Below are 22,287 nucleotides of genomic sequence, written 5' to 3'. Positions count from 1 at the left end.
TGCTGGCCTGTCCCACTCGAAGCGAAGAGAGAGCGAGTATTTCATGTGCGGCATAACGGGTTGGGTGGACTTCGAGCGCGAAATGAGCCACGCACCGGGCGTACTACGGGACATGGCCGACACGATGGCCTGCCGGGGCCCGGACGCGCAGGGGTACTGGACGGGCGCCCATATCGGCTTCGGGCACCGGCGCCTTGCGGTGATCGACCTGGAAGGCGGGGTCCAGCCGATGACCGTCGAGCACGACGGCCGTACGCTGGCCGCGGTCACCTATAGCGGCGAGGTCTACAACTACCGTGAGCTGCGCGCTGAGCTGAGCGCGCTGGGGCACCGATTCCGTACCGAAAGCGACACCGAAGTCGTGCTGCACGCTTATCTGCAATGGGGCGCGGCCATGGTGGACAAGTTGAACGGAATGTTCGCCTTCGGGATCTGGGACGCCCGCAGCGAGGAACTGGTCCTGGTGCGCGACCGGCTCGGCATCAAACCGCTCTACTACTTCCCGACCGCGCGCGGGCTGCTGTTCGGCTCGGAGGCCAAGGCGATTCTCGCGCATCCCGAAGTGCGTCCCCTCGTGGACCAGGACGGTCTGCGCGAGCTGCTGTCATGCGCCAAAACGCCGGAACACGCGATCTTCCACGGCATGTACGAGCTCCGCCCCGGCCACCTGCTCCGCTTCGGCCGCGCAGGGCTGCGCATCCAGCGGTACTGGGCACTGGAGGCGCGCGGACACACCGATGACCTGGACACCACCGTACGGACGGTGCGCGGCCTGCTCGAAGACATCGTCGAGCGCCAGCTCATCGCCGATGTCCCGCTGTGCACCCTGCTCTCCGGCGGGCTGGATTCCAGTGTGGTGACCGCTCTCGCCGCCCGTTCGCTCGCCGCGCGCGGGGCCGGTCCGGTCCGTTCGTTCGCCGTCGACTTCGCCGGGAACGACCGGGACTTCACCGCCAACACGGTGCACAGCTCCCCGGACGCCCCCTTCGCGGCGGAAATGGCCGACTACGTGGCCGCTGACCACACCAATCTGGTGCTCAGCCTGGAAGAACTCGGCGACCCGCGCACCCGGGCCGTGGTGCCGAAGGCATACGACGCGCCCGCCGCGATGCTCGGTGACGGATACGCCTCGCTGTACTTGCTGTTCCGGGCCATTCGCGAAAGGTCGACGGTGGCCCTTTCCGGAGAAGCGGCCGACGAACTGTTCGGCGGGTACGGGTGGTTCCACGTACCCGAGCTGCGCGACGCGGCGACCTTCCCGTGGGTGGCCGCCGGATACGACCCGATCCCCACGCTGGCCGGACTGTTGGACCCTGGTCTGATCGCCGATCTGCGCATCGACGAATACCGTGCCCAGCGGTATTCCGAAGCGCTGGCCGAGGTGCCGGTGCTGCCCGGCGAGGACGCGGCGGAGCGGCGGATCAGGGAAGTGAGTTATCTCGGCATCACCCGCTTCGTGCCCTTCATGCTCGACCGAAAGGACCGGATGAGCATGGCGGTCGGCCTCGAAGTACGAGTGCCGTTTTGCGACCACCGGCTCGTCGAGTACACCTTCAATGTGCCCTGGTCGATGAAGTTCTTCGACGGGAAAGAGAAGAGCCTGTTGCGGGCGGCGACCCGCGACCTGCTCCCGGACAGCATCGTGGAGCGTAAGAAGAGCGCGTACCCGATCAGTCACGACCCGCGCTACGACGCCGGACTGCGCGCCGCATTCGACCGGCTGGCCGCCGACCCCAACGCACCCGTGCATTCCCTCATCGACCACGGGGGCATCCGCGAGCCGCGGGCGGACGGCTGGCCGTCCCGGATCGGTCTGGAGTTCATGGTGCAGCTCAACAGCTGGCTGGAGACCCACGAACTGAAACTCTGACTCTGGCGCGAGGGCGAGCGAGCAGGCACGGCGACCGGGCCGGTGAAGATCCGCCTCTTGGGTCTTCACCGGCCCACGTATGTCGGCCAACACCGGGACTGACCATTCTGACCACGTCCTGACCCAGCTGACCGCCACCGGCCCTTACGGTGCCCCCGGCGTCCGGCTCTGATGGACGGAATACGCGAACGCCGCGCGGCCATATCCCGCGTCGGCCGGCACGCGTACACAGCGGCACACGCAGCAATTCGCGGTGCTCTGTCACCGATTCCGCGTCGCCGAATCAGGCCGGCCGCGTCCAGCAGACCGCGCTCCCTGTTCAGTTGCGGAAAATCCGCGGTTGAACAGCGCCGGACGGCCCGCCGGCCCGCATGCCGGCCCACTTGGCGATCACGCGCCCGGTAATCGTCCTGCCGGCCGAGAACGAGAAACTTCTCGTACGGCCCTGGTGCGTTCGCGCGCTTGAACATCGGCCTTTCGTTGACACCTCTCCCGGGCTCGCTGAACATCTACCCGGCCGAGCGTTCGCTCGCACGGCGCGAAGGCAGCGCGGAAACGGCCGCGCAGGCCGCGAATTGGCGAAGGGACCGTGAGCCCGATGGCGACACAACCGCCTCAGATCGACCTCTCCGTGACCGAGCCGCTGGAGGCGGCGGTCGACGAGACCACCGCGCTGGCCCGGTACCCGGGACTGCGCGAATTCCGGGCCACCCTGGGCGGTACACCGCTCGTCGAGGTGCCCGGCCCGCCCGGCGGGGCGAAGATCATGGCCAAGTACGAATTCCGCAACCCGTCCGGTTCCGCCAAGGACCGCCCCGCGTACTCCATGCTCTGCCGTGCCATCAACGCGCACGCGGACCAGGACGGCCCGCTGAAGGTCCTGGACTGCTCGGGCGGCAACATGGCCCGCGCCCTGACGGGGCTCAACGCGGTCACCGGGATTCCCGTACGGGCCGTGATGCCGGACTCCGTACCGCAGAGCCTGCTGACCCACCTGTCCGAGCGGGGGACCGGCATCGACCTGGTGCCCGCGTCCGAGTTCCCGCTCGCCATCATGCGGCGCGCCTCGGAGATCGCGGAGCAGGACCCCAGCTGGACACTGCTGGCGCAGCACCGGAACATGGCGAACGTCGCCGCGCACCAGTTCTTCACCGGCCGCGAGATCGTGGGCCAGCTCGACGGCGCCCGCCCCGCCGCCGTGGTGGGGGCGGTGGGCAGCGGCGGCATGATCGCCGGTGTCGCCCGGGCGCTGCGGGGCATCGCCCCCGGGCTCGCGGTCATCGGCGTGACCCCCGCGGAGCTGCCCTACGGAACGCCCGAACCCCCCAACGCCGAGCCGAAGTTCGCCGGAGCCGGCGGACTGACCTACGGGATGCGCCAGCCTTTCGTGGAGAAGCTGATCCCGGAGTTCGAGAGCGCCCAGGTCTCGCACCGCGAAGCGCTCACCGCGATGTACGACTTCTGGAAGGAGACCGGCACCAGGATCGGTTCGTCGGCCGGCGCCAGCTGGCTGATCGCCCGCGAGAAGGCGAAGAACCTGGGCCCCGACGACATCGTCGTCACGGTCTTCGCCGACGCCGGGTCCAAGGAGGACTGGGAGAAGGCCGAAAGCATGGGGAACTGAGCCATGCTTCAGCCGCAGCCCGACCGGAAACCGAAGGCGGCCGCCGTGCCGTTCGGCGGCCGGCGCGCCGGGGGCGGTCCGCTGTCCCGGATGCTCGAAGACATCGACACGACGCTGGCCCGCGACCCCTCGATCACCTCCCGGGCGGAGGCGGTGTTCCACTCCACGCTGCCCGCGCTGTGGATCCACCGCGTCGCACACCGTCTCTACGGCAGGCGGCACCGGATCGCCGCCCGCGTCCTGACCAGCTGCGCGCGGGTGCTGACCGGCATCGAGATCCACCCGGGGGCGCGGATCGGCCGCCGGCTGTTCATCGACCACGGCACCGGCGTGGTGATCGGCGAGACCGCGGTGCTGGGGGACGACGTCACCATTTACCAGCAGGTGACGCTGGGCGCGGTGGGGTGGTGGCGGGACAAGCTGCGGCCGAGCGGCGACCGGCGCCACCCTGAGGTCGGCGACCGGGTCACGCTCGGTGTGAACGCGACCGTCCTCGGCCCGCTGACCATCGGCGACGACGCCCTCGTCGGTGCCCACGCGCTGGTCCTCGGCGACGTGCCGGCGGGGAGCCGCATCATGGGCGAGCCCACCGTCGCCCGCCCCCGGAAGAAGGCGGACCTCCGGACGGACAGCGCCTGACCCGGCCCGGCCGCCGTGGACCCCGTACACGTCGTACACCCCGGGCGAGCCGGTGAGCCGGGCGAGCCGGTCGGAAGCGTCGCCCGAGCTGGTTCTCCGTCGGCGGCGGTGCCGGGCGGTGGCCCGGTACCGGCTGCGCCGACGGGGCCGGCCGCCCACCGGCCGCAGGCCCCGGCCCGCGTCGCCGGTCAGTGGGCGAAAGGCGGTGCGAAGCAGCCCGTCCCCAGATGCGGCCCGTTGACCTGTACCTGTGGTAGTTGGTCTTCTGGGCGAACGCGGTGACGCAGGCATCCCGGCGGACGCGGAGGCCGATCAGGGCGCCCGCGGGTGTCACGTAGGGGTCGGTTTCGAAGCGCGCGTCCATGGCGCGCACCTCAAGCGTCCCGTCCGGCGGCGCGCCGGCCGCGACACGCTGCTGTCCGCAGGCGGACAGGGACAGTGTGGCGCCCGTGCGGAGCAGGGCGGCAGCGAGGCGTCTTCGGTGCCGTGCTGTGGAGGTGGGCATGCCGCTCACCGTGCCAGGCCGGAACGCGCGTACGGACAAGGGCGCTCGGCAGCCGTCGCGCGGCGCATGTACGGTGCGCCGCGCCGCACGTCCGAGCGGCGGACCGGTGCGCGTCTCCCGCCTGACCACCCACCAAGGCGCTCACCAGGCGTGTGAGGGAAGGCCGTGGGTCGGGTGCGCCCGGCCGCTGGTCATCAGGAGATGGTGGGCGGCGCCGACGATGGCGAGTTCCGCGGCCTCCGGATCGACGGTCTCCGCCACGCGGCCGAGCTCCTGTTCGGCCTTGAGATAGCCCGTGACGGCCTCCTGGATCGCGTCGAAACCGGGCGCTCCGCCCTCCGGGGCCGCCGGAGCCGGTCCGGTTCCCGGCGCCGCGCGCGGCGGCCGGTGCGCCACCGTGCGCCGCGCTGAAGCGGAGGTGGCGGAGGTGACGGACGATTTGCGGGCAGATTGATTCCGTTTGTTGGACATCTGGTGTTATCCCGCAGGTATTCCGTTACATGATCGTCAGGTGGCGGGCACGCGGGCCTCTTAGCTTTCTTCCGGCGGACGGTGGTACCGGCTCACCCCCGGACACGCGGCAGCGCTCACCGTCCCGCACGGCCTTTCCCGCTCACATGAGAGATGGAGACACGCATGTCGATTCAGTTACCGCGCCCGCGCGGCACCTTCCGCCTGGCCGCGACCGCCGCCGTGACGGTCCTGGCGGTCCTCGCGCCCGCTGCGGGAGCCCTCGCGGCCGAGGCGCCGCATCCCCCGGCGGCCGGTGCCGGCTCCGTGGCCCGGGCGCAGGGCGGCGGGGAGTACGTGCGCTCGGTCGAGCTTCCGGACGGCGTGTCCGTCGGGAAGATCTACAAGCTGGGCGACCACCACTACCGCGAGGAGGGGTTCGCGGACGGCGCCTCCTTCGGCTCCATCGAGGCCCGCCCGGACAGACCGTACGCCGCGGGCAACCTCAACGGGATGTTCACCGTCCTGGACAACAACGGCAATGTCGTGTCCTGGATCCAGCGGACCTCCCAGGGCCACGGCGCGCACACGGAGAAGCTCGCCGACGGCGAGACCGTCGCCAAGGTGACCGCGCTCGGGGAGCAGCGCCACAAGGCCGAGTTCTCCCGCGACGGACGCGTGCTCGGCACCATGGAGGCGGACACCGACACGCTGTACGGGGTCTTCCGGATCGGCAGCGTGTGGGCCGTGCTGGACTTGGACGGCGGCGTCGCCTCGTACGTGGGTCCGGCGGACATCGACGCCTGCACCGTGACCAAGACCATCGACTCGGTGCTGCCGGCCGAAGGCATGACGGTGGAGCTGACCAACCGTCCGGTACCGAAGTCCGGCCCCAACGGGCCGCAGGCCGCCCTGAAGGACAAGTACGGCGTGGTCGTCGGGAGGGTGAACTTCAACCACCCCGAACTCGCCGAGCTGGGCCTGAAGATGACCGACGTGCTGAGCGGCCGCCCCACGCTGACCGACCGCCGCCCCGCGGGCGGAGCGTGGCGGACCACTGCCTTCCCCAAGCTGCCGAAGGGATGCGCCAAGACCGCGTAGGCGCTCGGCCGGGTGGCCGTGATCTGCTTCCGGGGACGCGCCGTGTCCCCGGAATGGCCTAGTACACTCGCCGGACTTCCGGCACGGCCCGCTCTCCCGGCGTTGGGCCGGCACGTCCGGCCGGCCGGTGGGGTGGCGTATTCCCTGGCAGGGGCCGGTGATGGCGTGCGCGAGTGACGTCTGAGCCTGTGATGCCGGGGCGCGGGGCACACTCGGCGGGAGCGTGTCCGGCCGGTGTGCGCCCCGCCGGCCGGGCGCCGCCACCGGGCGGTAACTGCCAGCAGTTGAACGGTAGTTCGGGGAGAAGCGCACTGGCGTGCGAGGTGGCCCCTCGCGGGGAGGTGGCGCGGGGTAGCGAAACGCCGAAGTGTGCCCAAGTACCACCCCCGAAACAACTAGCGTGCGTGCTCCGCGAACTGCCGACGGCCGATCCGGAGGGCGCCGATGCCTGCTGCATTCCCCCAGGGGACCCCCGCCACCCAGGAGGCCCAGGGTCCCCTGGGACCCCACGGTCCCCGGGGGGCGGACCCCGAGCCGGCAGCCACCCGGCGCCGGGAGCGGGAGGGCGGGCGGCACGGCCGGACCGCGTTCCCGGAGACGGCCGCCGACTCGGCGATACGGGCCCGGCTGGTGCGGCTCGCCGCCGTGCCCTGCCTCCTGGTCGCCGCCACCTGCTCGGCCGCCACCGCCTTCGTCGTACGGGTCGGCGGCACCGAGCTGACCGGTCGCGACTGGGCCGTACTGCTCGGCGCCGGTGCCCTGGTCTGCGCCATCGTGACGGCCGCCGGCACCGCGGCCAACAACGAGGCACGCGCCGCCGTGGCCCGCTACGCGCGGCTGTGCGAGGTCTGCGCCCGCAGCCAGCACGACCTCTACGACCTGCTGCACCGCGTCCGCCAGGGTGAGTGGCTCCAGCAGCGCGAGCCCGAACCGGCCGCCCCGCCGCCCACCGGCGACACCCTCGACCTGCTCGCCCACGAGGTGGCCGCGGCGGGCCGGGCGGCCGAGGCGGCGGTCGTCGACGCGGTGGCCATCGCCCGCGCCAACGCCAGCGGAAACGAGCAGAAGGTCGAGGTCTTCGTGAACCTCGCCCGGCGCCTGCAGTCCCTGGTGCACCGGGAGATCGAGCTGCTGGACGAGCTGGAGAACCAGGTCGAGGACCCCGACCTGCTCAAGGGGATCTTCCACGTCGACCACCTCGCCACCCGCATCCGCCGGCACGCCGAGAACCTCGCCGTCCTCGGCGGCGCCATCTCCCGCCGTCAGTGGAGCCGCCCGGTCACCATGACCGAGGTACTGCGCTCCTCCATCGCCGAGGTCGAGCAGTACCCGCGGATCAAGCTGGTGCCGCCCATCGAGGGCACGCTGCGCGGCCACGCCGTCGCTGACGTCATCCACCTGCTCGCCGAGCTCGTCGAGAACGCCACCGTCTACTCCGCCCCCCAGACCCACGTCCTGCTGCGCGCCCAGCTGGTCACGGCCGGCCTCGCCGTCGAGGTCGAGGACCGCGGCCTGGGCATGTCGCCGGCCGAGCAGACCCGGATGAACGGACTGCTCGCCGACCCCGACCACGTCGACGTGGCCGAGCTGCTGAACGACGGGCGCATCGGGCTCTTCGTCGTCTCCTCGCTCGCACGGCGGCACGGCATCGTGGTCCGGCTGCAGAGCAACATCTACGGCGGCGTCCAGGCCGTCCTCGTCGTGCCGAAGAGCCTGCTCGGCCCGGTGACCGAGCAGGGACAGGGACAGGGCGACGAGCCGTACACGGACGCCGACACCGCCCTGCCGGCTCCGGAGCGGCGCTCCCTCGCCGCCGCCGACACCGCGTCCGGGTACCGGAGCGGTTACGACGATGAGGACACCGGCCCGGTGGGCACCGCCGAGCCGCGCGGGCCGCGCCGGCGGCTCGTACAGGCCGCGCACGGCGCGCCCGTGGCCGGGGCCGCCGAAGGGGCGTACCCGGACATCGTGTACGGCGACGGCGTGTGGCCCAGCGCGGCCGGCACCCCGCACGCCGGCACCCACGCCGTGCACGCCGCCGCGCCCCCGGCCGCCGGCCCGCCCCCGGCCGGCGCCCACCGGGCCCCCGACCCGCTCGGCGGCGAACACCGGTCCCCGCACCCGGACGCGCACCCCGTCCCACCCGCCGCCACCGCCCCGGGCCCGGTCCACATGCCGCCCGCCCCGCCCGCCGCGCCGGAGGACGGCACCCGCCCGCGCCTGCCGCGCCGCCGCAAGCAGGAGCACCTGGTGCCCCAGCTGCGCGGCGAGCCGATCCTGCCCTCCGCGGGCCGCCGCGACGGCGGACCCGAACCCGAGCACGACCCCGGCCTGATGGCCGCGTTCCGGCGCGGCATCAGCCTCGCCGACGACAGTTACGGCAGTCCCGGCGACCACGACGGTTACGACAGTTACCGGGCCGGCGCCGACGCCGGCCACGACAGGCCCGAACCCCGCCGAGGAGACGACCGCGACCATGGTGAGTGACGTGCACACGCAGGCACATGCCCTGCAGGGAGGCCAGCAGACCGACCTGTCCTGGCTGCTGACCGGACTCGTGAACCGCGTACCGCATGCGACCAGCGCGCTTCTGCTGTCCTCCGACGGCCTGGTCAAGGCGGCCCACGGCTTCGACCCGGACAGTGCCGACCACCTGGCCGCCCTCTCCTCCGGCCTGTACTCCCTCGCCCGCAGCGCAGGGGTGCGCTTCGGCAAGGGCGACGACGTCCTCCAGGTCGTCGTCGAGCTGGAGTCCACGTTCCTGTTCGTCTCCACGGCCGGATCCGGCGCCTGTCTCGCCGTGCTGGCCGGCCGGGAGGCCGATGTCGCGGTCCTCGGCTACGAGATGGGCATGCTGGTCAAGAGTGTCCGGCCCTACCTCGCGACGCCGGTGCGGCAGCAGGCCCGGGCGGGTGGTCGCTGACCATGGGCGTACGGCGCCGCCGCAGACCGGGCCGGGAGATCCCGTGGCTGGACGACGAAGCCGGCCGCCTGGTCCGCCCGTACACGGTCAGCAACGGCCGCACCCGCCCGACCGCGCACTTCGACCTGCTGACCATGGTCATAGCCACCGGCAAGCGGCCCGTCACCTGTCAGGGCCCCGACTACGCGCAGGTGCTCGGTCTCTGCGGCGGCCCGGTGTCGGTCGCCGAGATCGCCGCGCACATACGTCTGCCCGCCGTGGTCACCAAGGTGCTGCTGGCCGACCTCGTCGAGTGCGGGGCGCTGGCCGCCCGCGCGCCCGTCCCGGTGGCCGCCCGCGGAGCAGACTCCCCGAACCGTACCGACCGAGCCCTGCTGGAGGCGGTGTTGCATGGATTACGCAAACGGCTCTGACGCCCTGTCCGCCGACGCCCGGCTCCCCGCGCACCGCCCGTCCCCCGCGGACCCCGCCCCGGGCCCCGCCGCCGACCCCTTCCCGCTGGCGCTGAAGATCCTGGTGGCCGGCGGCTTCGGCGTGGGCAAGACGACCTTCGTCGGAGCGGTCAGCGAGATCGAACCGCTCAGCACGGAGGAACTGCTCACCCAGATCAGCGTGGGGACCGACGACCTGGCGGGCGTCGAGGACAAGAACACCACCACGGTCGCCATGGACTTCGGCCGGATCACCCTCGGCCGCGAGCACGTCCTCTACCTCTTCGGCACCCCGGGGCAGGAGCGCTTCTGGTTCCTGTGGGACGAACTGTCCAACGGGGCGCTCGGCGCCGTCATCCTCGCCGACACCCGCCGCCTGGACCAGTGCTTCGCTGCCGTCGACTTCTTCGAACGGCGCGGCATCGCGTTCATCGTCGCCGTCAACGAGTTCGACGGCGGCTACCGCTACGACCCGGACGAGGTGCGCTCCGCCATGGACCTCGACCCGGGCACCCCCGTCGTGCTCTGCGACGCGCGCCAGTGCAGCTCGTCCACCCACGTCCTGGTCTCGCTCGTCCAGCACCTGCTCACCCCCGCCCTCGCCGCCACCCCGGAGTTCCCGTGACCCGTCCCGTCCCACGCGTGTCGTACGCCTCCTACGACCCCACACGCCATCTGCTGCTCACCCCGGAGGACCACGAGGCACCGGCCCGTGTCGCCCGGCTGCGCGCCCTGGGCATCGGCGACGCGCCGCTGCCCGCCTTCGACGAGTTCGCGCGCAAGCTGGCCCGGACCACCCGGGCGCCGTACGCCATGGTCAACTTCATCGACGAGCACCGGCAGTACTTCGCCGGGCTCTACACGCCCGACGACGAGCAGGCGCCCGTCGAACTGGGCCCCGCGCCGCCGAGCGCCCAGCCCGGCCGGGTGATGGCCCGTGACCACGGCTACTGCCCGCACGTCATCGTCCGCCGCAAGGCACTCGTGCTGGAGGACGTCTGCGACTACCCGCGCTTCGCGGGCAACCCGGTCGTGGACGAGATCGGCATCCGCTCCTACCTGGGCGCCCCGCTCATCGACCATACGGGCATGGCGCTCGGCACGGTCTGCGTGGTGGACCTGGAACGCCGCCCGTGGGGGCGGGAGGGGCTGGAGACCATCAAGTCGATGGCGGCCGAACTCGTCGAGCAGATCCACCGTATGGAGCGGCAGCGCGCCGAGGACGGCTGAGGCCCGTACACCGCCGTACGCTCCCGTTCGCCGCCGAGCCCGTGCCGTTCCTCCCGGTCGCAGCTGCCGGGAGGAACGGCACGGGCTTTCGCCGTGTGGCGGGCGGGCGGTCCGGGACGACACCGGGTCAGCCGGTCGGCTGCAACTCCGTCCGCTCCCGCAGGAGGGGGGCGGACCGGGCGGGCTCCGCCGGCGCCCTGGCCGGATCGCTCTCGGCCGGCAAGGACATGTCGCCGTCCGACGCCTCCAGGCGCACCACGTCCGACAGCCGGCTGGACCACTCGCCCTTGGCGGTGCCGAGCGCCAGCTCGCCCAGGCGCAGCAGCTGGATGTCGGAGGTCCCGGCGGGGGCGGAGATGTGGTGCGCGTCGCGCAGGTAGCGCTCGACCGGCCGGTCCGTGAACAGCCCGCAGGCGGCGTGGATGTCCATCGCGTCGCGCGCCGACTCCAGCGCGCTCTCGACGTTGACCAGCTTGGCGTTCATCAGCTCCGCGTCGCACGGCAGGCCCCGGTCGAGGAGGTGGACGGCGTGGTACGCGGCCAGCCGGGCGGTCAGCAGCCGGGACTGGATCCGGCCCAGCTTGATCTTGATGTTGCCGAGGTTCGCCAGCGGTTTGCCGTATCGTTCCCGCTCCGCGCAGAACCGCGCGGTCTCGTCCAGCACGGCCTGGTGGATGCCGAGCGACACCGCGGTCAGGTTCGGCCGGCCGTACAGCACGCTGGAGGAGTACGCGACGGCCAGCCCGTCGCCCTCCCGGCCGAGCAGGTTCGCCGCCGGTACCCGGCAGTCGTCGAAGAACAGCTCGCCGAAGCTGAAGCCGTGCAGCCCCATCGCCTGCCGCTGCGGACCGACCCGGACGCCCGGCCGGTCCGCCTCCACCAGGAACGCCGACAGGCCCGAGGAGCCCGCGCCGGTCCGCAGGACGACGCCGTGCAGGTCGCCGACGTGGCTGTTGCCGACGTAGATCTTGCGGCCGTTGAGGACGTAGTCGTCGCCGTCGCGGACCGCCCGGCCGGTCATGCCGAGCACATGGCCGCCCGACTGCGGTTCGGTGACCGCGATGGTCGGCAGGCACTCGCCCGCGGCGATGGCCGGCAGCCAGGTCTTCTTCTGCTCCTCGCTGCCGAAGTGGATGATCTTCGCGGCGCCGAGCTGGGACGCCTGCACCATGGCGCCCATCGCGCCGCTGACCCGCGACAGCTCCTCGATGATGACGGTTTTGGCCAGGTGTCCGGCGCCCATCCCGCCGTAGGCGCGGTGCACGGTCGCGCCGATCCACCCCTGGCGGGCGATCAGGCGCGACAGCTCGTGGCAGACGGTACGGGATGCCTCCATCTCGGCTATTCGGGGCCGGACCTCGCGCTCGGCGAAATCCCGCACCTGGTGCCGGAGTGCTTCGTGTCGCTGGTCGGTGAAGTAGCGATGCAAGACGAGCCTCCTCATGAACGCCCCCGCGCCGTGCTGCTTCGTGCCCGCCGGACGGCGCGCGCCGGGCGTGCGCCGCCGGCCGCTCCGGCCCCTTCCCTGCCGACCCGGACCGTCAATGGTGTTTACCTCGTGCAATACCCGTTGGCATACCTGCTGCACGGCGCATAAAACATCAACTCCGTGCATTTATGCGACCAATGGGAGTGCGAAGAACACCTTCACCACCCCTGTGGTTTACGGTGCGTGTGCACGTCCGGCGGTGTTCTGCGGGGGGTGGCGGAGGGAGGCGCGAGGGTGGGGGCCGAGGGTCCCCGCCGCCCCGCCGTTCCTTGGTCCCGTACTCCGCCGACCATGGAGTCCGTCCGCCCGAGGAGGCACCTCATGACCGACGACCTGCGCCTGGGCGTCATCGGCTTCGGCCTGCGCGGCGACCTCGCGCTCACCGCCCACCGGCCGGGGTACGGCGCCCGGGTCACCGCGGTGGCCGACACCGACCCGGACGCGTTGGCGTACGCCACCCGACGCCTCCCGGGCGCCCGGACGTTCGCCGACCACCGGGCCCTGCTGCACCACCCGGACCTCGACGCACTGCTCGTCCTCACACCCGACCACACCCACGCGGACCTGGCGTGCCAGGCGCTGCGCGCGGGCCGGCCCGTCTTCGTGGAAAAGCCCCTCGCCATCTCGGTCGAGGACTGCGACACGATCCTGCGGACCGCGTACGACACCGGCACCCGCCTGTACGTGGGCCACAACATGCGTCACATGCCGGTCATCCGGCTGATGCGGGAACTGATCACCCGCGGCGACATCGGCCGGGTGAAGACCGTCTGGGTACGCCACTTCGTCGGGCACGGCGGCGACTACTACTTCAAGGACTGGCACGCCGAGCGGCGCCACACCAACGGACTGCTGCTCCAGAAGGGTGCACACGACCTGGACGCGCTGCACTGGCTGGCGGGCGGCTACGCCCGGCAGGTGCAGGCGCTGGGCGATCTGATGGTGTACGGCGATCCCGGGATGCGGCGGGCGCCCGGGGAGCCCCGGCCGGCGGACTGGCTGGCGCACGACGCGCACTGGCCGCCCGGCAGCCAGCGCGGCCTGAACCCGCGGATCGACGTGGAGGACGTCTCCCTGGTCAACATGCGCCTGGACAACGGGGTGCTGGCCGCCTACCAGCAGTGCCATTTCAGCCCTGACTACTGGCGGAACTACACGGTCATCGGCGACGCGGGCCGCCTGGAGAACTTCGGCGACGGGCCCGGCGGTTCGGTCCGGGTCTGGAACTCCCGGCAGTCCGGCCACCGCGCCGACGCCGACGCGACGTACGAGCTGCCGGCCGGCGAGACGGACGACGAGGCCGGGCACGGCGGCGCCGACCCGCTGCTGGTCGACGAGTTCCTGCGGTTCGTCCGGCACGGCGGGCGCACCGACACCTCACCGGTCGCCGCCCGGATGGCGGTGGCGGCGGGCGACCGCGCCACCGCCTCGCTCCGCGACGGCGGCACCCCCCGTGAGGTGCCGCCGCTGGACCCGGTGCTGGCGGACTACTTCGAACGGGGCCAGACCAAGGAGGAGTGAGAGGACGCGGCCACCCGGCCGCCCTCAGCCGCCCGCCCCGCAACAGGAGTCGCGCCGGTGCTGCCGTCCCACCGCCAGCCAGTCCTCCCGGGCCGTGGCGGCCCGAGCCGTGCGGCCGGCCGGCGCGGGGAAGGCCGCCACCAGGTCCCGCTGCTCGTACAGCCGCCCGCCGCGCAGCACCGCGGCCGTGCGGACCAGCGAATCGAAGTCGGTGAAGGGGTCACCGTCCACGATCACCAGGTCGGCCAGCTTGCCCTCCTCCAGCGTGCCCAGGTCCCCGTCGGCGCCGAAGACGCGGGCCGGGAGCACGGTGGCGGTGCGCAGGGCCTGCGCGGCGGTGAACCCGCAGCGGTGCAGGGCGCGCAGGGCCAGGTGCAGGTGCAGCCCGACCGGCGTCAGCGGCTGGTCCGTGCCCAGCGCGACGAGCCCGCCGCCGCGCAGCACCCGCCGGTAGACGCCGACCTCGGTCTCGATGTCGCCCAGCTGTTCCGGCGTGGGACGGTGGCCCGCGTTCTCCCGTACCAGCGCGGCGTCCCACGGCGGCATGAGCGTCTTGACCCGGGCGTCGTCGGCGAGCCCGGGGGCGGCGCCCAGCAGGACGGAGGCGGAGAACGGGGTGGCGATGAGGTGGAAGTCGGTGGCGGTGTAGATCTCCTCCACGTCCTCGTAGGCGTGCCCGGAGGCGGAGACGGCGTGCCCGAACTCCAGCCGCTGCGTCGCCTGGAGGTGGGTCGTCAGGTCCTGGCCGAGCAGCACACCGGGCGTCAGCAGATGGCTGCCGGAGCGCACCCGCAGCCGCTGGTGCGCGAACCGCGCGGCTTCCTCCATGATCCAGCCGGGGGCCCGTACGTACGTCTTGACGAAGTCCCAGTCGAGCGCGGCGCCCCGCTCCAGCGACCGCCGCAGCCCCTCCCGCGTGGCGTGCGCGCGGCCCATGCTGTAGGCGACGCGGCTGCCGTCCAGCAGCTCACCGCAGGACAGCAGCCGCGGCCCGGCGAGCGTACCGGCGGCGACCGCCTCACGGATGCGGGCCTGTTCATAGGAGAAGCCGCCGAACGAGACGGCCGTGGTGATGCCGTAGGCGAGCTGGAGCGCGGTCTGCCGGCCGCCGTACGTCGTCTGCCAGGGGTGGGTGTGCGAGTCCCACAGCCCGGGGATCACCGTCCGCGCGGAGGCGTCGACGCGCCGGGCGGCGCGCCGGCCCGCCGCCCGGCCGTGCGGCTCGACGGAGGTGATCCGGCCGTCGCGCACCACCAGGTCCACGTCCTCGCGCACCTCCTCGCCGGTGCCGTCCCAGAACCGGCCCGCGTGCACGACCGTGTCCCGGGCGCGCGTGCCGCGGTGGTCCAGGGCCACCCTGACCGTACGGGCCGGGCCGCCGTCCACGCCGGTCAGCCGCAGCCGGCCGGCCGAGAGATAGAGGAGCGTACGGGAGTCGCCGGACCAGGACGGGTGGTCGGCGCTTTCGTCGGTCAGCCGGCGCGGGGCGCCGTCGGGGGTGCCGTCCGGCCGTACGGGCAGCACCCACAGCGCGGATTCGGCGATCAGCGCCAGCCACCGGCCGTCCGGGGACCAGACGGGGCCGGAGTCGTAGCGGTCGGCGATGCACGGCAGGGTGTCCCCGGGGCCGGGGGTGTGCAGCCGGTCCTCGCCCGTACGGGTGTCGACGATCCGGATGAGGTTGTAGCCCTCGCGGAAGCGGTGGTTGAGGCGGTTGCGGTCGCAGAACGCCAGGTAGCGGCCGTCCGGTGACCAGCTGGGCCGGCCCGGCACCCCGCCGGCGCCCAGCGGCGCGGCGGCCACGCGCTCGGTGCCGTCGGCCAGATCCCGCACCACCAGATTGCCCGACATGTCGATCGCGGCGAGCCGTCCGCCGTCCGGGGACAGCGCGGGCTGCACCCGGCCTCCCTCGGCCAGCACCGTTTCCGCGCCGGTCGCCAGGTCGTGCCGGCGCACCGCGAACAGCCCGTCGCGGTCGTCGGCGTACAGCAGGGAGCGGCCGTCGCGGGCCCAGCTCGGCCCGAGGACGTACCGCGTGGCGCCGGACCGGACGAGCCGCCGCGGCCTGCCGCCCGAAGTGGGCGCCAGCCACAGCGAGTTCAGCGCGGCGAAGGCCACCTGGCGGCCGTCGGGGGAGAGCGCGGGCAGGTGCACCCCGCGCACCGGCCGGACGCCCGTGCGCTCGAAGCCGTAGTCCTTGACCTCGTAGCGGGGCCGGCGCACCGGCAGCTCGGCGGTGAAGTCGATGGTCTCCGCGGCGTCCGGCGCGCCGGGCCGCAGCACGGTGAACCGGCCGTCAACGGTCAGCAGCAGCTCCTCGCGCGAGCTCCAGCGCGCCGGTACGGGCAGCACGTCACCGTCCACCGGGACCGGGGCGCCGTCCACGACCAGGGTGCAGGTGCCGCCGGGACGGTCGGTGGTGCGCAGATAGGCGAGGCGGGCGGCACCGCCCTTGCCCGCGGGCGCCACCGCCGGAACCATGACCTGGCCGCCGGAGGTGTCGGTGTGCTCGGTGGTGACCCCGCCGCTGCCGTCGGCCCGTACCGACGCGACGGTACGGCTGTCCAGCGTGGTGTCCGAGACCGTGCCGCGCACGAACCACAGCCGTTCGCCGTCCGGTGACCAGGTGGGATCGAAGTCCTCCCACGCGCCGTCCTGGTGGGGCCCCTGCTGCCCGGCCCGCCCGGTCACGCGGGTCAGTTTCCGCGTCCGTACGTCCAGGACCCAGATCCGGTACGGGCTGCCCGCCACCGGGTCACCGCCCCGCTCGGACGCGAAGGCGATGCGGGTGCCGTCCGGCGACCAGGCCGGGCCGCGGTCGTCCCACGGCCCGTCGGTCAGCTGCCGCAGGTCCGTGCCGTCGGGGCGCAGCGTCCAGATGTGGAAGCCGCCGCCGCGGTAGGCGCAGACGGCGACGCGGCTGCCGTCGGGGGAGAAGACGGGCCGGGTGGGCTCCAGGTCCGGCGGCGTGAGCGCTCGGGCCTCGCCGCCCCCGCGCGGCACGGACCACAGGACGTTCTGGATCTCGGCGACCAGCCGGTCGCCGGCGGGCGAGAGGGTGGCGGAGCCGTTCGTGGCGGCGGTGAAGGAAAGGGTGGGCAGGCCGGCGGCGTCGGCGGCGCGGGCCGTACCGGCGAGCGGACCGGGCAGCCCGGCCAGGCCGGTGACCGCCGCCGCGGAGGCCGTGCCCTGCAGGAATCTGCGCCGGGTGAGGGGCCGCGGCGGGGGCGCGGCCGACGAAGCGTCCTCGGATCTGTCCGTGGTGTCCAACGGTCCTCCAGCTGTGGCGGGTTGCGCGGGTCGATCGCCGGCGGCGGGCCGACCGATCGTGTCACGCACCGTTGGGCCTGGGTCAACACCCTCGGTGGAGCGTCTGGGGTACCTTCCAGAGTTGGCGGGAACGGGGGTGCCTCCCGGCGGTGGCCGGGGAGAAGCGGAACCGGAGCGGGGCGGAGGCCGGAGACCCACGGGCCGCGGCCTCCGGCGGTGGCCGAACACCCGCGGGCCGCGGCCTCCGGCGGTGGCCGAACACCTCCGGTGAAACGGCCGGTTCGTGCGGTGGCGCACCCCGGCCGCGGGGCCTCACCGGGCCAGGAACCCGGTGATCCGCTCGCGTAGCGCCCGCGCGTCCAGTCCCTGGCCCGCCAGGTGCTCGTCGAGCTGCCCGTAGCGGCGCAGCTCCCGGCGCCCGACGCCCAGACCGAGGACGCGGTGCGGTACGTGCGCCAGCGCGTCGTTCACGTGCCGGGTCGAGGTGCCCTCGTGGTACGGCTCCACGACCACCACGTCCGCCGCCGTGGTCCCGGCCACCGCGGTCCGCAGCGCCGCGTCGTCGAAGGGTCGCACGGTCGTGGCGTACAGCACGGTCACGTCCAGGCCCTCGGTGGCGGCGAGGACGTTGTCCAGCATCGGCCCGACCGCCAGCACGACACCGTCCCGCCCCTCGCGCACCGGCAGGAAGCGGGCCCCGTCGACCGGCCGCGCCGCTTCGTTGCTCTGTACGGACAGCCGTACGTAGACCTTGTCGTCACCGGCCGCGGCGGCGTGCCGCAGCAGCGTCTCCGCCTCGTCCGGATGCCCGGGGACGTGCATGGTCCAGCCGTCCAGACTGTCCAGCAGGGCGATGTCCCCCGGCGCCATGTGGGTGAAGCCGCCGGCCGGCCAGTCGTAGGAACCGGCGGCGCTCACCAGCACCCCGCCCACGTCCTGGTGCCCGAAGTCCAGCTTGACCTGCTCGAAGGGCCGCTCCACCAGGAAGCTGGCGAAGGTGTGCACGACGGGCCGCAGCCCGGCCAGGGCGAGGCCGCCGCCCACCCCGACGAGCAGCTGTTCCCTGATGCCGACGTTGATCACCCGCCGGGGGTGGCGCTCCTGGGCCGTACGGAAGCCGTCCACACCGATGTCGGCGAGCACCACCGCCAGCCGGGGGTCCTCGTCGAGCAGCTGGGTGGTGACCGAGGCGAAACGTTCGCGCATGGTGTCCATCGGATGTATTCCTCTCGAAGTCGGTACGGGGTGCGATAGAAGTGGCGGAGCGGCAGGGGTTGGGGGCGAACGGAGTACGGCAGGGCTCAGGCGGCGACGGCCTGGGGCTCGCCGGGTTCGTCCACCTGCTTCGGCTTCGGCTCACCCGCGTACTCCTTCGGCTCCACCCGGGCGACCACCGCGTGCGGCCGGTCCGGGTGGGGCAGGGTGAACGCCGCGTGCAGCGCTTCGTGGTCGCGCCCGTCCACGGTCGTCGTGGACCAGCCCGCGGCCTCGAACCGCGAGGCGATCCCGCCGCGCCAGCCGTGGGTCGCCGAGGAGTTGTCGACCACCAGCGTGTGCAGCCGGGACAGGCCGGCGGCGCCCGCGTACGCGATGGCCTCGTGGTTGCTGCCCTCGTCCAGCTCGGCGTCACCGATCAGGACCCAGACCGCCGGGCCGGTGCGCCCCTGGGCGTGCAGGCCGAGCGCCGTGCCCACGGCCAGCGGCAGCCCGTGCCCCAGCGAACCGCTGCCGATCTCCGCGCCCGGCACCAGCACCCGGTCCGGATGGTGGCCGAGCGGCGAGTCGTACGAGCCGAAGCCCGGCAGCCACGCGGCGGGGAAGAAGCCCTTGGCGGCGAGCACCGCGTAGTAGGCCATCGGGCCGTGCCCCTTGGAGAGCAGGAACCGGTCCCGGTCCGGGTCCTGCGCGGTGGCGGGGGAGACCCGCAGCACCCGGTCGTAGAGCACCCACAGGGCGTCGAGGGTGGAGGTGGCGGCCGGTCCGTGCTTCTCGTCCCCGGTCATCAGGCTCATCAGACGGGGCAGCGCGGCGAAGTCCGTCTGTGGCGACGGGACGGTGTCCGTGGTCGTGTTCGTCATGGCAGAGAGCCTGCAACTTCAAGCGCACTTGAAGTCAAGCGCTAGGCTGCGGGCATGACATCACCCCACGACCGCCTCCCGATCGGGGAACTCGCAGGCCGCAGCGGACTGGCCGCCTCCGCGCTGCGCTACTACGAGGAACTGGGACTGATCCACTCCGAACGCACCAGCGGCGGACAGCGCCGCTTCACCCGCGCCACCCTGCGCCGCGTCGCCTTCATCCGGGCGGCCCAGGTGGTCGGCCTCTCCCTGGAGGAGACCAGCGCCGCTCTGGCCAAGCTGCCGCAGGACCGCGCGCCCAACGCCGCCCAGTGGAACAGCGTCGCCCGCACCTGGACCCGACGCATCGACCAGCAGATCGCCGAACTCCAGCGGTTGCGCGGCCAGTTGGCGGGCTGCATCGGCTGCGGCTGTCTGAGCCTGCGCAAATGCGGCCTGTACAACCCGGGCGACGCGGCGGCGGAGAGCGGGGCGGGCGCCCGCTACCTGCTGGGCGACCGCCCCGAAACGGTCGGCGTCGACGCGCCCGGCGTCACACCTGACCGGGCTTGAAGACGTCCTGCTCGATGAGGAGCTTGTCGATCCGGGCCTTGTCCACCCGGTTGGTGACCTCCTCGACCTCCTGCCGGTCCCGTACGCACTTGGCCAGCGTGAACGCCGACGAGACCACGAAGATCAGCCCGAGCCCGAGGAAGCCGCGCTCCCAGGCGCCCACGGGCAGCTTGACGATGCCCACCATCAGGGCGACCAGGGAGAGCCCGAACGAGATCGCGGACTGGACGAAGAAGGCGGTGGTCGTCGGCCGCTGTATCGATGGAGTGGTCATGCGCGTAGCGTCCCGCCACCCGCCCGGCCCTGCATGAGTACGCGTACTCATCCCCACCCGCCCGAGAACACCGCCCACCCCGGACCACCCACCCGGCCGCCCCACCGAAACCTGGCGGTGGACACCCCCTGACATGCGGTATTGTTCTCGTGCACGGCCACCCGGGCCCACACCCGGCCGGCCGGGCATCGGGACGTGGCGCAGCTTGGTAGCGCACTTGACTGGGGGTCAAGGGGTCGCAGGTTCAAATCCTGTCGTCCCGACCAGCGTTTTCGCAGGTCGTAGGCCGTTCTCGCAGGGATGCGAGGGCGGCCTTCGCGGTGTTCGGGCGTGGCGCCGTCGGCGAGGGCCTGTGCCGGCCGCCCGGACGGCCAGGCGTACGGCCGGCCGCCGCTTTCCGGGCCGACCCGGCCCCTCTCCGTCCCGTCTTCGATTCCCTGGAAACAGGCCCCTGCTTCCGGTGTTTTCACTGTCCGTAAGTGGACTGGTGCGCGTTATTCCTCGCGTGTCAGGATGCGGGCTGCGGTTTCGGGGGTGTCAGCTGCGTGCGGGGCGCGGGTGGCCGGGAGCCGGGGGAGCGGATGCCATGGGGGGCGTGCGGGGCCGGTATCGCTGCGGGCGGCTGGTCAGGGGGATGGTGCTGCCGGGCGGGGCCGGTCCGACGGGCATGGGCGATGTGGGCACGGGGTGCCGGGGGTGTTCCGCGCGGGGTGCGCCGATGCGGCCGAGGGGCAGGGCTCCGGGTTCGACGGTCTGCGCCGGTGACGGGCGCGGGATTTTCTGCGGGCTGCGGGCCGCTGCCTGGCTTCGGACGTACATCGTGCTGCATGAAATCGGCCGCGTGCTGATGGGGCACGTGGCGCCCGGCGGTGCGGAGAGCGACGGGCCCGCGCTGCGGCACCGGCGCGGTGTGCCCGGCGCCACGGGTTGCACGAGCGACGGCGCGAAGAAGGGCGGCGCCGTGTGGCGCCGGAATCGGTTACTCGGACGGGGGATCGAGTGTTTGACGTGCTGTATCTGTGTTTCGGCGGAGTGGTCTGGGCCCTCGTCGCCTTCAGGGCGCGTGCCTGGCTCCCTGGCCGCGGCAACGTGGTCCTGGGGCTGACGTGCGTGATGAGCGCCGGTGCCACGACGGTGTTCCTCTTCTCCGTCCCCGGCGTCTACCGGTGGTTCGACCGGCTGACCGGTGTGCCGAACCTGTCGATGGTGCTGCTCTCCTCCTCGGTCGTGGTGTTCGCGACGGGCGCGTTCGTCCTGTTGCTGCGCTGGAACGGCGGTACGGGCGCGGAGGGCCGCGCGCGGGCGCGGGCGCGGTCCCGTACGGCCGTGGCGGCCGTGGCCGTGGCCTGGGCGGTGGCGGTCACCTGTTTCGTCACCGGGCGGCCGGACGGCGTGGAACACCCCCGCGACTTCGGTACGGCGTACCCCGGCTCGCCGGGAGTGATGACGTTCCTGGTGCTGTATCTGGCCATCTTCGGCGCGAGCCTCGCGGGCCTGGGCACGCTCTGCCCGCGCTACGCCGGCCGGCTCGGCGCCTCCTGGCTCGCCCGGGGGCTGCGGGTGCTGGCCGCGGGCTGCTGGCTCGGTCTGGCGTACTGCGCCTGCAAGCTGGCCGGCTTCGCACTGTCCTGGGCCGGGTACGAGGTGCCGTGGCTGTCCGACGGGGTGGCGCCGTTGAGCGCCTCGGCCGCCGCGGTCCTGGTGCTGGCCGGGTTCGCGCTGCCGGCCGCGGGTCCGCGGGCGAACGCCTGGCGCCGACTGCGCCGGTTGCACCCGCTGTGGAAGGACGTCGCCACCCAGGTTCCCGAGATGACGGCGAACCGCCCGTTTCTGGGCGGGCGGTGGCCGTTCGCCGGCCTCCAGTGGCGCGCCGACCGGCAGCTGGCGCAGATCCGGGACGTGCAGCGCGGCATCCGGCGGTACGTGGAGGCGGACACCGTCGACATCGCGCGCGAGCGCGGGCGTGCCGTGGTGGCGGACGAACGCCAGCTGGCGGCCGTCGCGGAGGCCGCCGCGCTGCGCCGCGGTCTGGAGAACCGGGCGGTCGGGCGCGTTCCCGTGATCGGCGCGGAGAGCGTGGTGGTGCGGGCGGAGGAGTGGCCGGGGGCGCCGGAGCGTGCGGAGGACGGGTTCGCCGGGGCCCGGGAGCGACCGCCGGGCTGCCTGCCCGGCGGTGCGCGGCTCGGCCGGTCCGCCGAACTGGCCGCGGAATTCGAGCACTTGGCGCGCGTCGCGGACGTCTACCATTCGCCGCTGACCGACACCGTGCTCACCGAACTGCGCCAGCGCAGCGCGATGCAGCGGCACTGAGCCGGGGCGGGCGGCGGGCG

General features: G+C 73.1%; 17 protein-coding genes, 1 tRNA gene and 1 pseudogene. 13 read left to right on the top strand and 6 right to left on the bottom strand.

Annotated features, from left to right (window positions below):
- Window positions 1-43 precede the first annotated feature (43 nt).
- From asnB to epsC, 3 genes are all read left to right on the top strand, one after another.
- Window positions 44-1,870: an asparagine synthase (glutamine-hydrolyzing) gene (gene asnB, locus ACH4FX_RS05130; protein ID WP_398475265.1), complete on the top strand. Its 1,827-nt coding sequence runs from the start codon at window positions 44-46 to the stop codon at window positions 1,868-1,870.
- A 598-nt stretch (window positions 1,871-2,468) separates the two neighbouring features.
- Window positions 2,469-3,494: a PLP-dependent cysteine synthase family protein gene (locus ACH4FX_RS05125; RefSeq protein WP_398475263.1), complete on the top strand. Its 1,026-nt coding sequence runs from the start codon at window positions 2,469-2,471 to the stop codon at window positions 3,492-3,494.
- Window positions 3,495-3,584: 90 nt separating this feature from the next.
- Window positions 3,585-4,133, top strand: coding sequence for a serine O-acetyltransferase EpsC (gene epsC, locus ACH4FX_RS05120; RefSeq protein WP_398475513.1), 549 nt, complete (start codon window positions 3,585-3,587; stop codon window positions 4,131-4,133).
- 629 nt (window positions 4,134-4,762) lie between these two features.
- Here the strand turns inward: epsC and ACH4FX_RS05115 are convergent.
- Window positions 4,763-4,983: pseudogene (locus tag ACH4FX_RS05115) on the bottom strand (TetR/AcrR family transcriptional regulator); the annotation flags it as partial.
- A gap of 291 nt (window positions 4,984-5,274) precedes the next feature.
- Here ACH4FX_RS05115 and ACH4FX_RS05110 point away from each other — a divergent pair.
- The 6 genes from ACH4FX_RS05110 to ACH4FX_RS05085 all read left to right on the top strand — a co-directional run bounded on the left by ACH4FX_RS05110 (window position 5,275) and on the right by ACH4FX_RS05085 (window position 10,773).
- Entirely contained in the window at window positions 5,275-6,189 is a 915-nt protein-coding gene (locus tag ACH4FX_RS05110) for a hypothetical protein (RefSeq protein WP_398475261.1), read from the top strand.
- A gap of 444 nt (window positions 6,190-6,633) precedes the next feature.
- Window positions 6,634-8,676: a sensor histidine kinase gene (locus ACH4FX_RS05105; protein WP_398475259.1), complete on the top strand. Its 2,043-nt coding sequence runs from the start codon at window positions 6,634-6,636 to the stop codon at window positions 8,674-8,676.
- On the top strand, window positions 8,666-9,112 hold the full coding sequence (locus ACH4FX_RS05100; RefSeq protein WP_398475257.1) for a roadblock/LC7 domain-containing protein: 447 nt from the start codon (window positions 8,666-8,668) through the stop codon (window positions 9,110-9,112). The genes ACH4FX_RS05105 and ACH4FX_RS05100 overlap by 11 nt, the downstream gene beginning before the upstream one ends.
- A 2-nt stretch (window positions 9,113-9,114) precedes the next feature.
- Window positions 9,115-9,525: a DUF742 domain-containing protein gene (locus ACH4FX_RS05095; protein ID WP_398475255.1), complete on the top strand. Its 411-nt coding sequence runs from the start codon at window positions 9,115-9,117 to the stop codon at window positions 9,523-9,525.
- Complete coding sequence (locus ACH4FX_RS05090) at window positions 9,503-10,168, top strand: GTP-binding protein (protein WP_398475254.1); 666 nt, start codon at window positions 9,503-9,505, stop codon at window positions 10,166-10,168. Before ACH4FX_RS05095 ends, ACH4FX_RS05090 begins: the two co-directional genes overlap by 23 nt.
- On the top strand, window positions 10,165-10,773 hold the full coding sequence (locus tag ACH4FX_RS05085; RefSeq protein WP_398475252.1) for a GAF domain-containing protein: 609 nt from the start codon (window positions 10,165-10,167) through the stop codon (window positions 10,771-10,773). Before ACH4FX_RS05090 ends, ACH4FX_RS05085 begins: the two co-directional genes overlap by 4 nt.
- A 127-nt stretch (window positions 10,774-10,900) precedes the next feature.
- Here ACH4FX_RS05085 and ACH4FX_RS05080 read toward each other — a convergent pair whose 3' ends face one another.
- A complete protein-coding gene (locus ACH4FX_RS05080) occupies window positions 10,901-12,202 on the bottom strand; it encodes an acyl-CoA dehydrogenase family protein (protein ID WP_398475250.1) in 1,302 nt (433 codons plus the stop codon).
- Window positions 12,203-12,583: 381 nt separating this feature from the next.
- Here ACH4FX_RS05080 and ACH4FX_RS05075 point away from each other — a divergent pair, with 381 nt between their 5' ends.
- Window positions 12,584-13,783 carry a Gfo/Idh/MocA family protein gene (locus ACH4FX_RS05075; RefSeq protein ID WP_398475248.1) on the top strand — a complete coding sequence of 400 codons (1,200 nt, stop codon included), beginning with the start codon at window positions 12,584-12,586 and terminating at the stop codon, window positions 13,781-13,783.
- Window positions 13,784-13,807: 24 nt separating this feature from the next.
- Here the strand turns inward: ACH4FX_RS05075 and ACH4FX_RS05070 are convergent, their stop codons facing one another.
- The 3 genes from ACH4FX_RS05070 to ACH4FX_RS05060 form a co-directional block, all read right to left on the bottom strand.
- Window positions 13,808-17,053 (bottom strand): amidohydrolase family protein, encoded by a 3,246-nt coding sequence (locus ACH4FX_RS05070; RefSeq protein WP_398475246.1) that lies wholly within the window; start codon window positions 17,051-17,053, stop codon window positions 13,808-13,810.
- Window positions 17,054-17,365: 312 nt separating this feature from the next.
- Complete coding sequence (locus ACH4FX_RS05065; RefSeq protein ID WP_398475244.1) at window positions 17,366-18,268, bottom strand: transketolase family protein; 903 nt, start codon at window positions 18,266-18,268, stop codon at window positions 17,366-17,368.
- A gap of 86 nt (window positions 18,269-18,354) precedes the next feature.
- Entirely contained in the window at window positions 18,355-19,131 is a 777-nt protein-coding gene (locus tag ACH4FX_RS05060) for a transketolase (RefSeq protein WP_398475242.1), read from the bottom strand.
- Between the two features lie 54 nt (window positions 19,132-19,185).
- On the opposite strand from ACH4FX_RS05060, the gene soxR reads away from it, so the two are divergent.
- On the top strand, window positions 19,186-19,683 hold the full coding sequence (gene soxR / locus ACH4FX_RS05055) for a redox-sensitive transcriptional activator SoxR (RefSeq protein WP_398475240.1): 498 nt from the start codon (window positions 19,186-19,188) through the stop codon (window positions 19,681-19,683).
- On the opposite strand, the gene ACH4FX_RS05050 is transcribed toward soxR, so the two are convergent.
- Window positions 19,664-19,957: a YiaA/YiaB family inner membrane protein gene (locus ACH4FX_RS05050; RefSeq protein ID WP_174856366.1), complete on the bottom strand. Its 294-nt coding sequence runs from the start codon at window positions 19,955-19,957 to the stop codon at window positions 19,664-19,666. The genes soxR and ACH4FX_RS05050 overlap by 20 nt on opposite strands.
- Before the next feature lie 189 nt (window positions 19,958-20,146).
- Here ACH4FX_RS05050 and ACH4FX_RS05045 point away from each other — a divergent pair.
- Window positions 20,147-20,223, top strand: a tRNA-Pro gene (locus ACH4FX_RS05045).
- Window positions 20,224-20,956: 733 nt separating this feature from the next.
- Window positions 20,957-22,267 (top strand): MAB_1171c family putative transporter, encoded by a 1,311-nt coding sequence (locus ACH4FX_RS05040; protein ID WP_398475238.1) that lies wholly within the window; start codon window positions 20,957-20,959, stop codon window positions 22,265-22,267.
- The last annotated feature ends 20 nt before the right edge of the window (window positions 22,268-22,287 follow it).

The organism is Streptomyces sp. NPDC018019 (assembly GCF_044327805.1).
In the GTDB taxonomy this organism is placed as follows: domain Bacteria; phylum Actinomycetota; class Actinomycetes; order Streptomycetales; family Streptomycetaceae; genus Streptomyces.
Note: the sequence above shows the minus strand (reverse complement) of the source record. Positions and strands in the feature narration are given on the sequence as shown.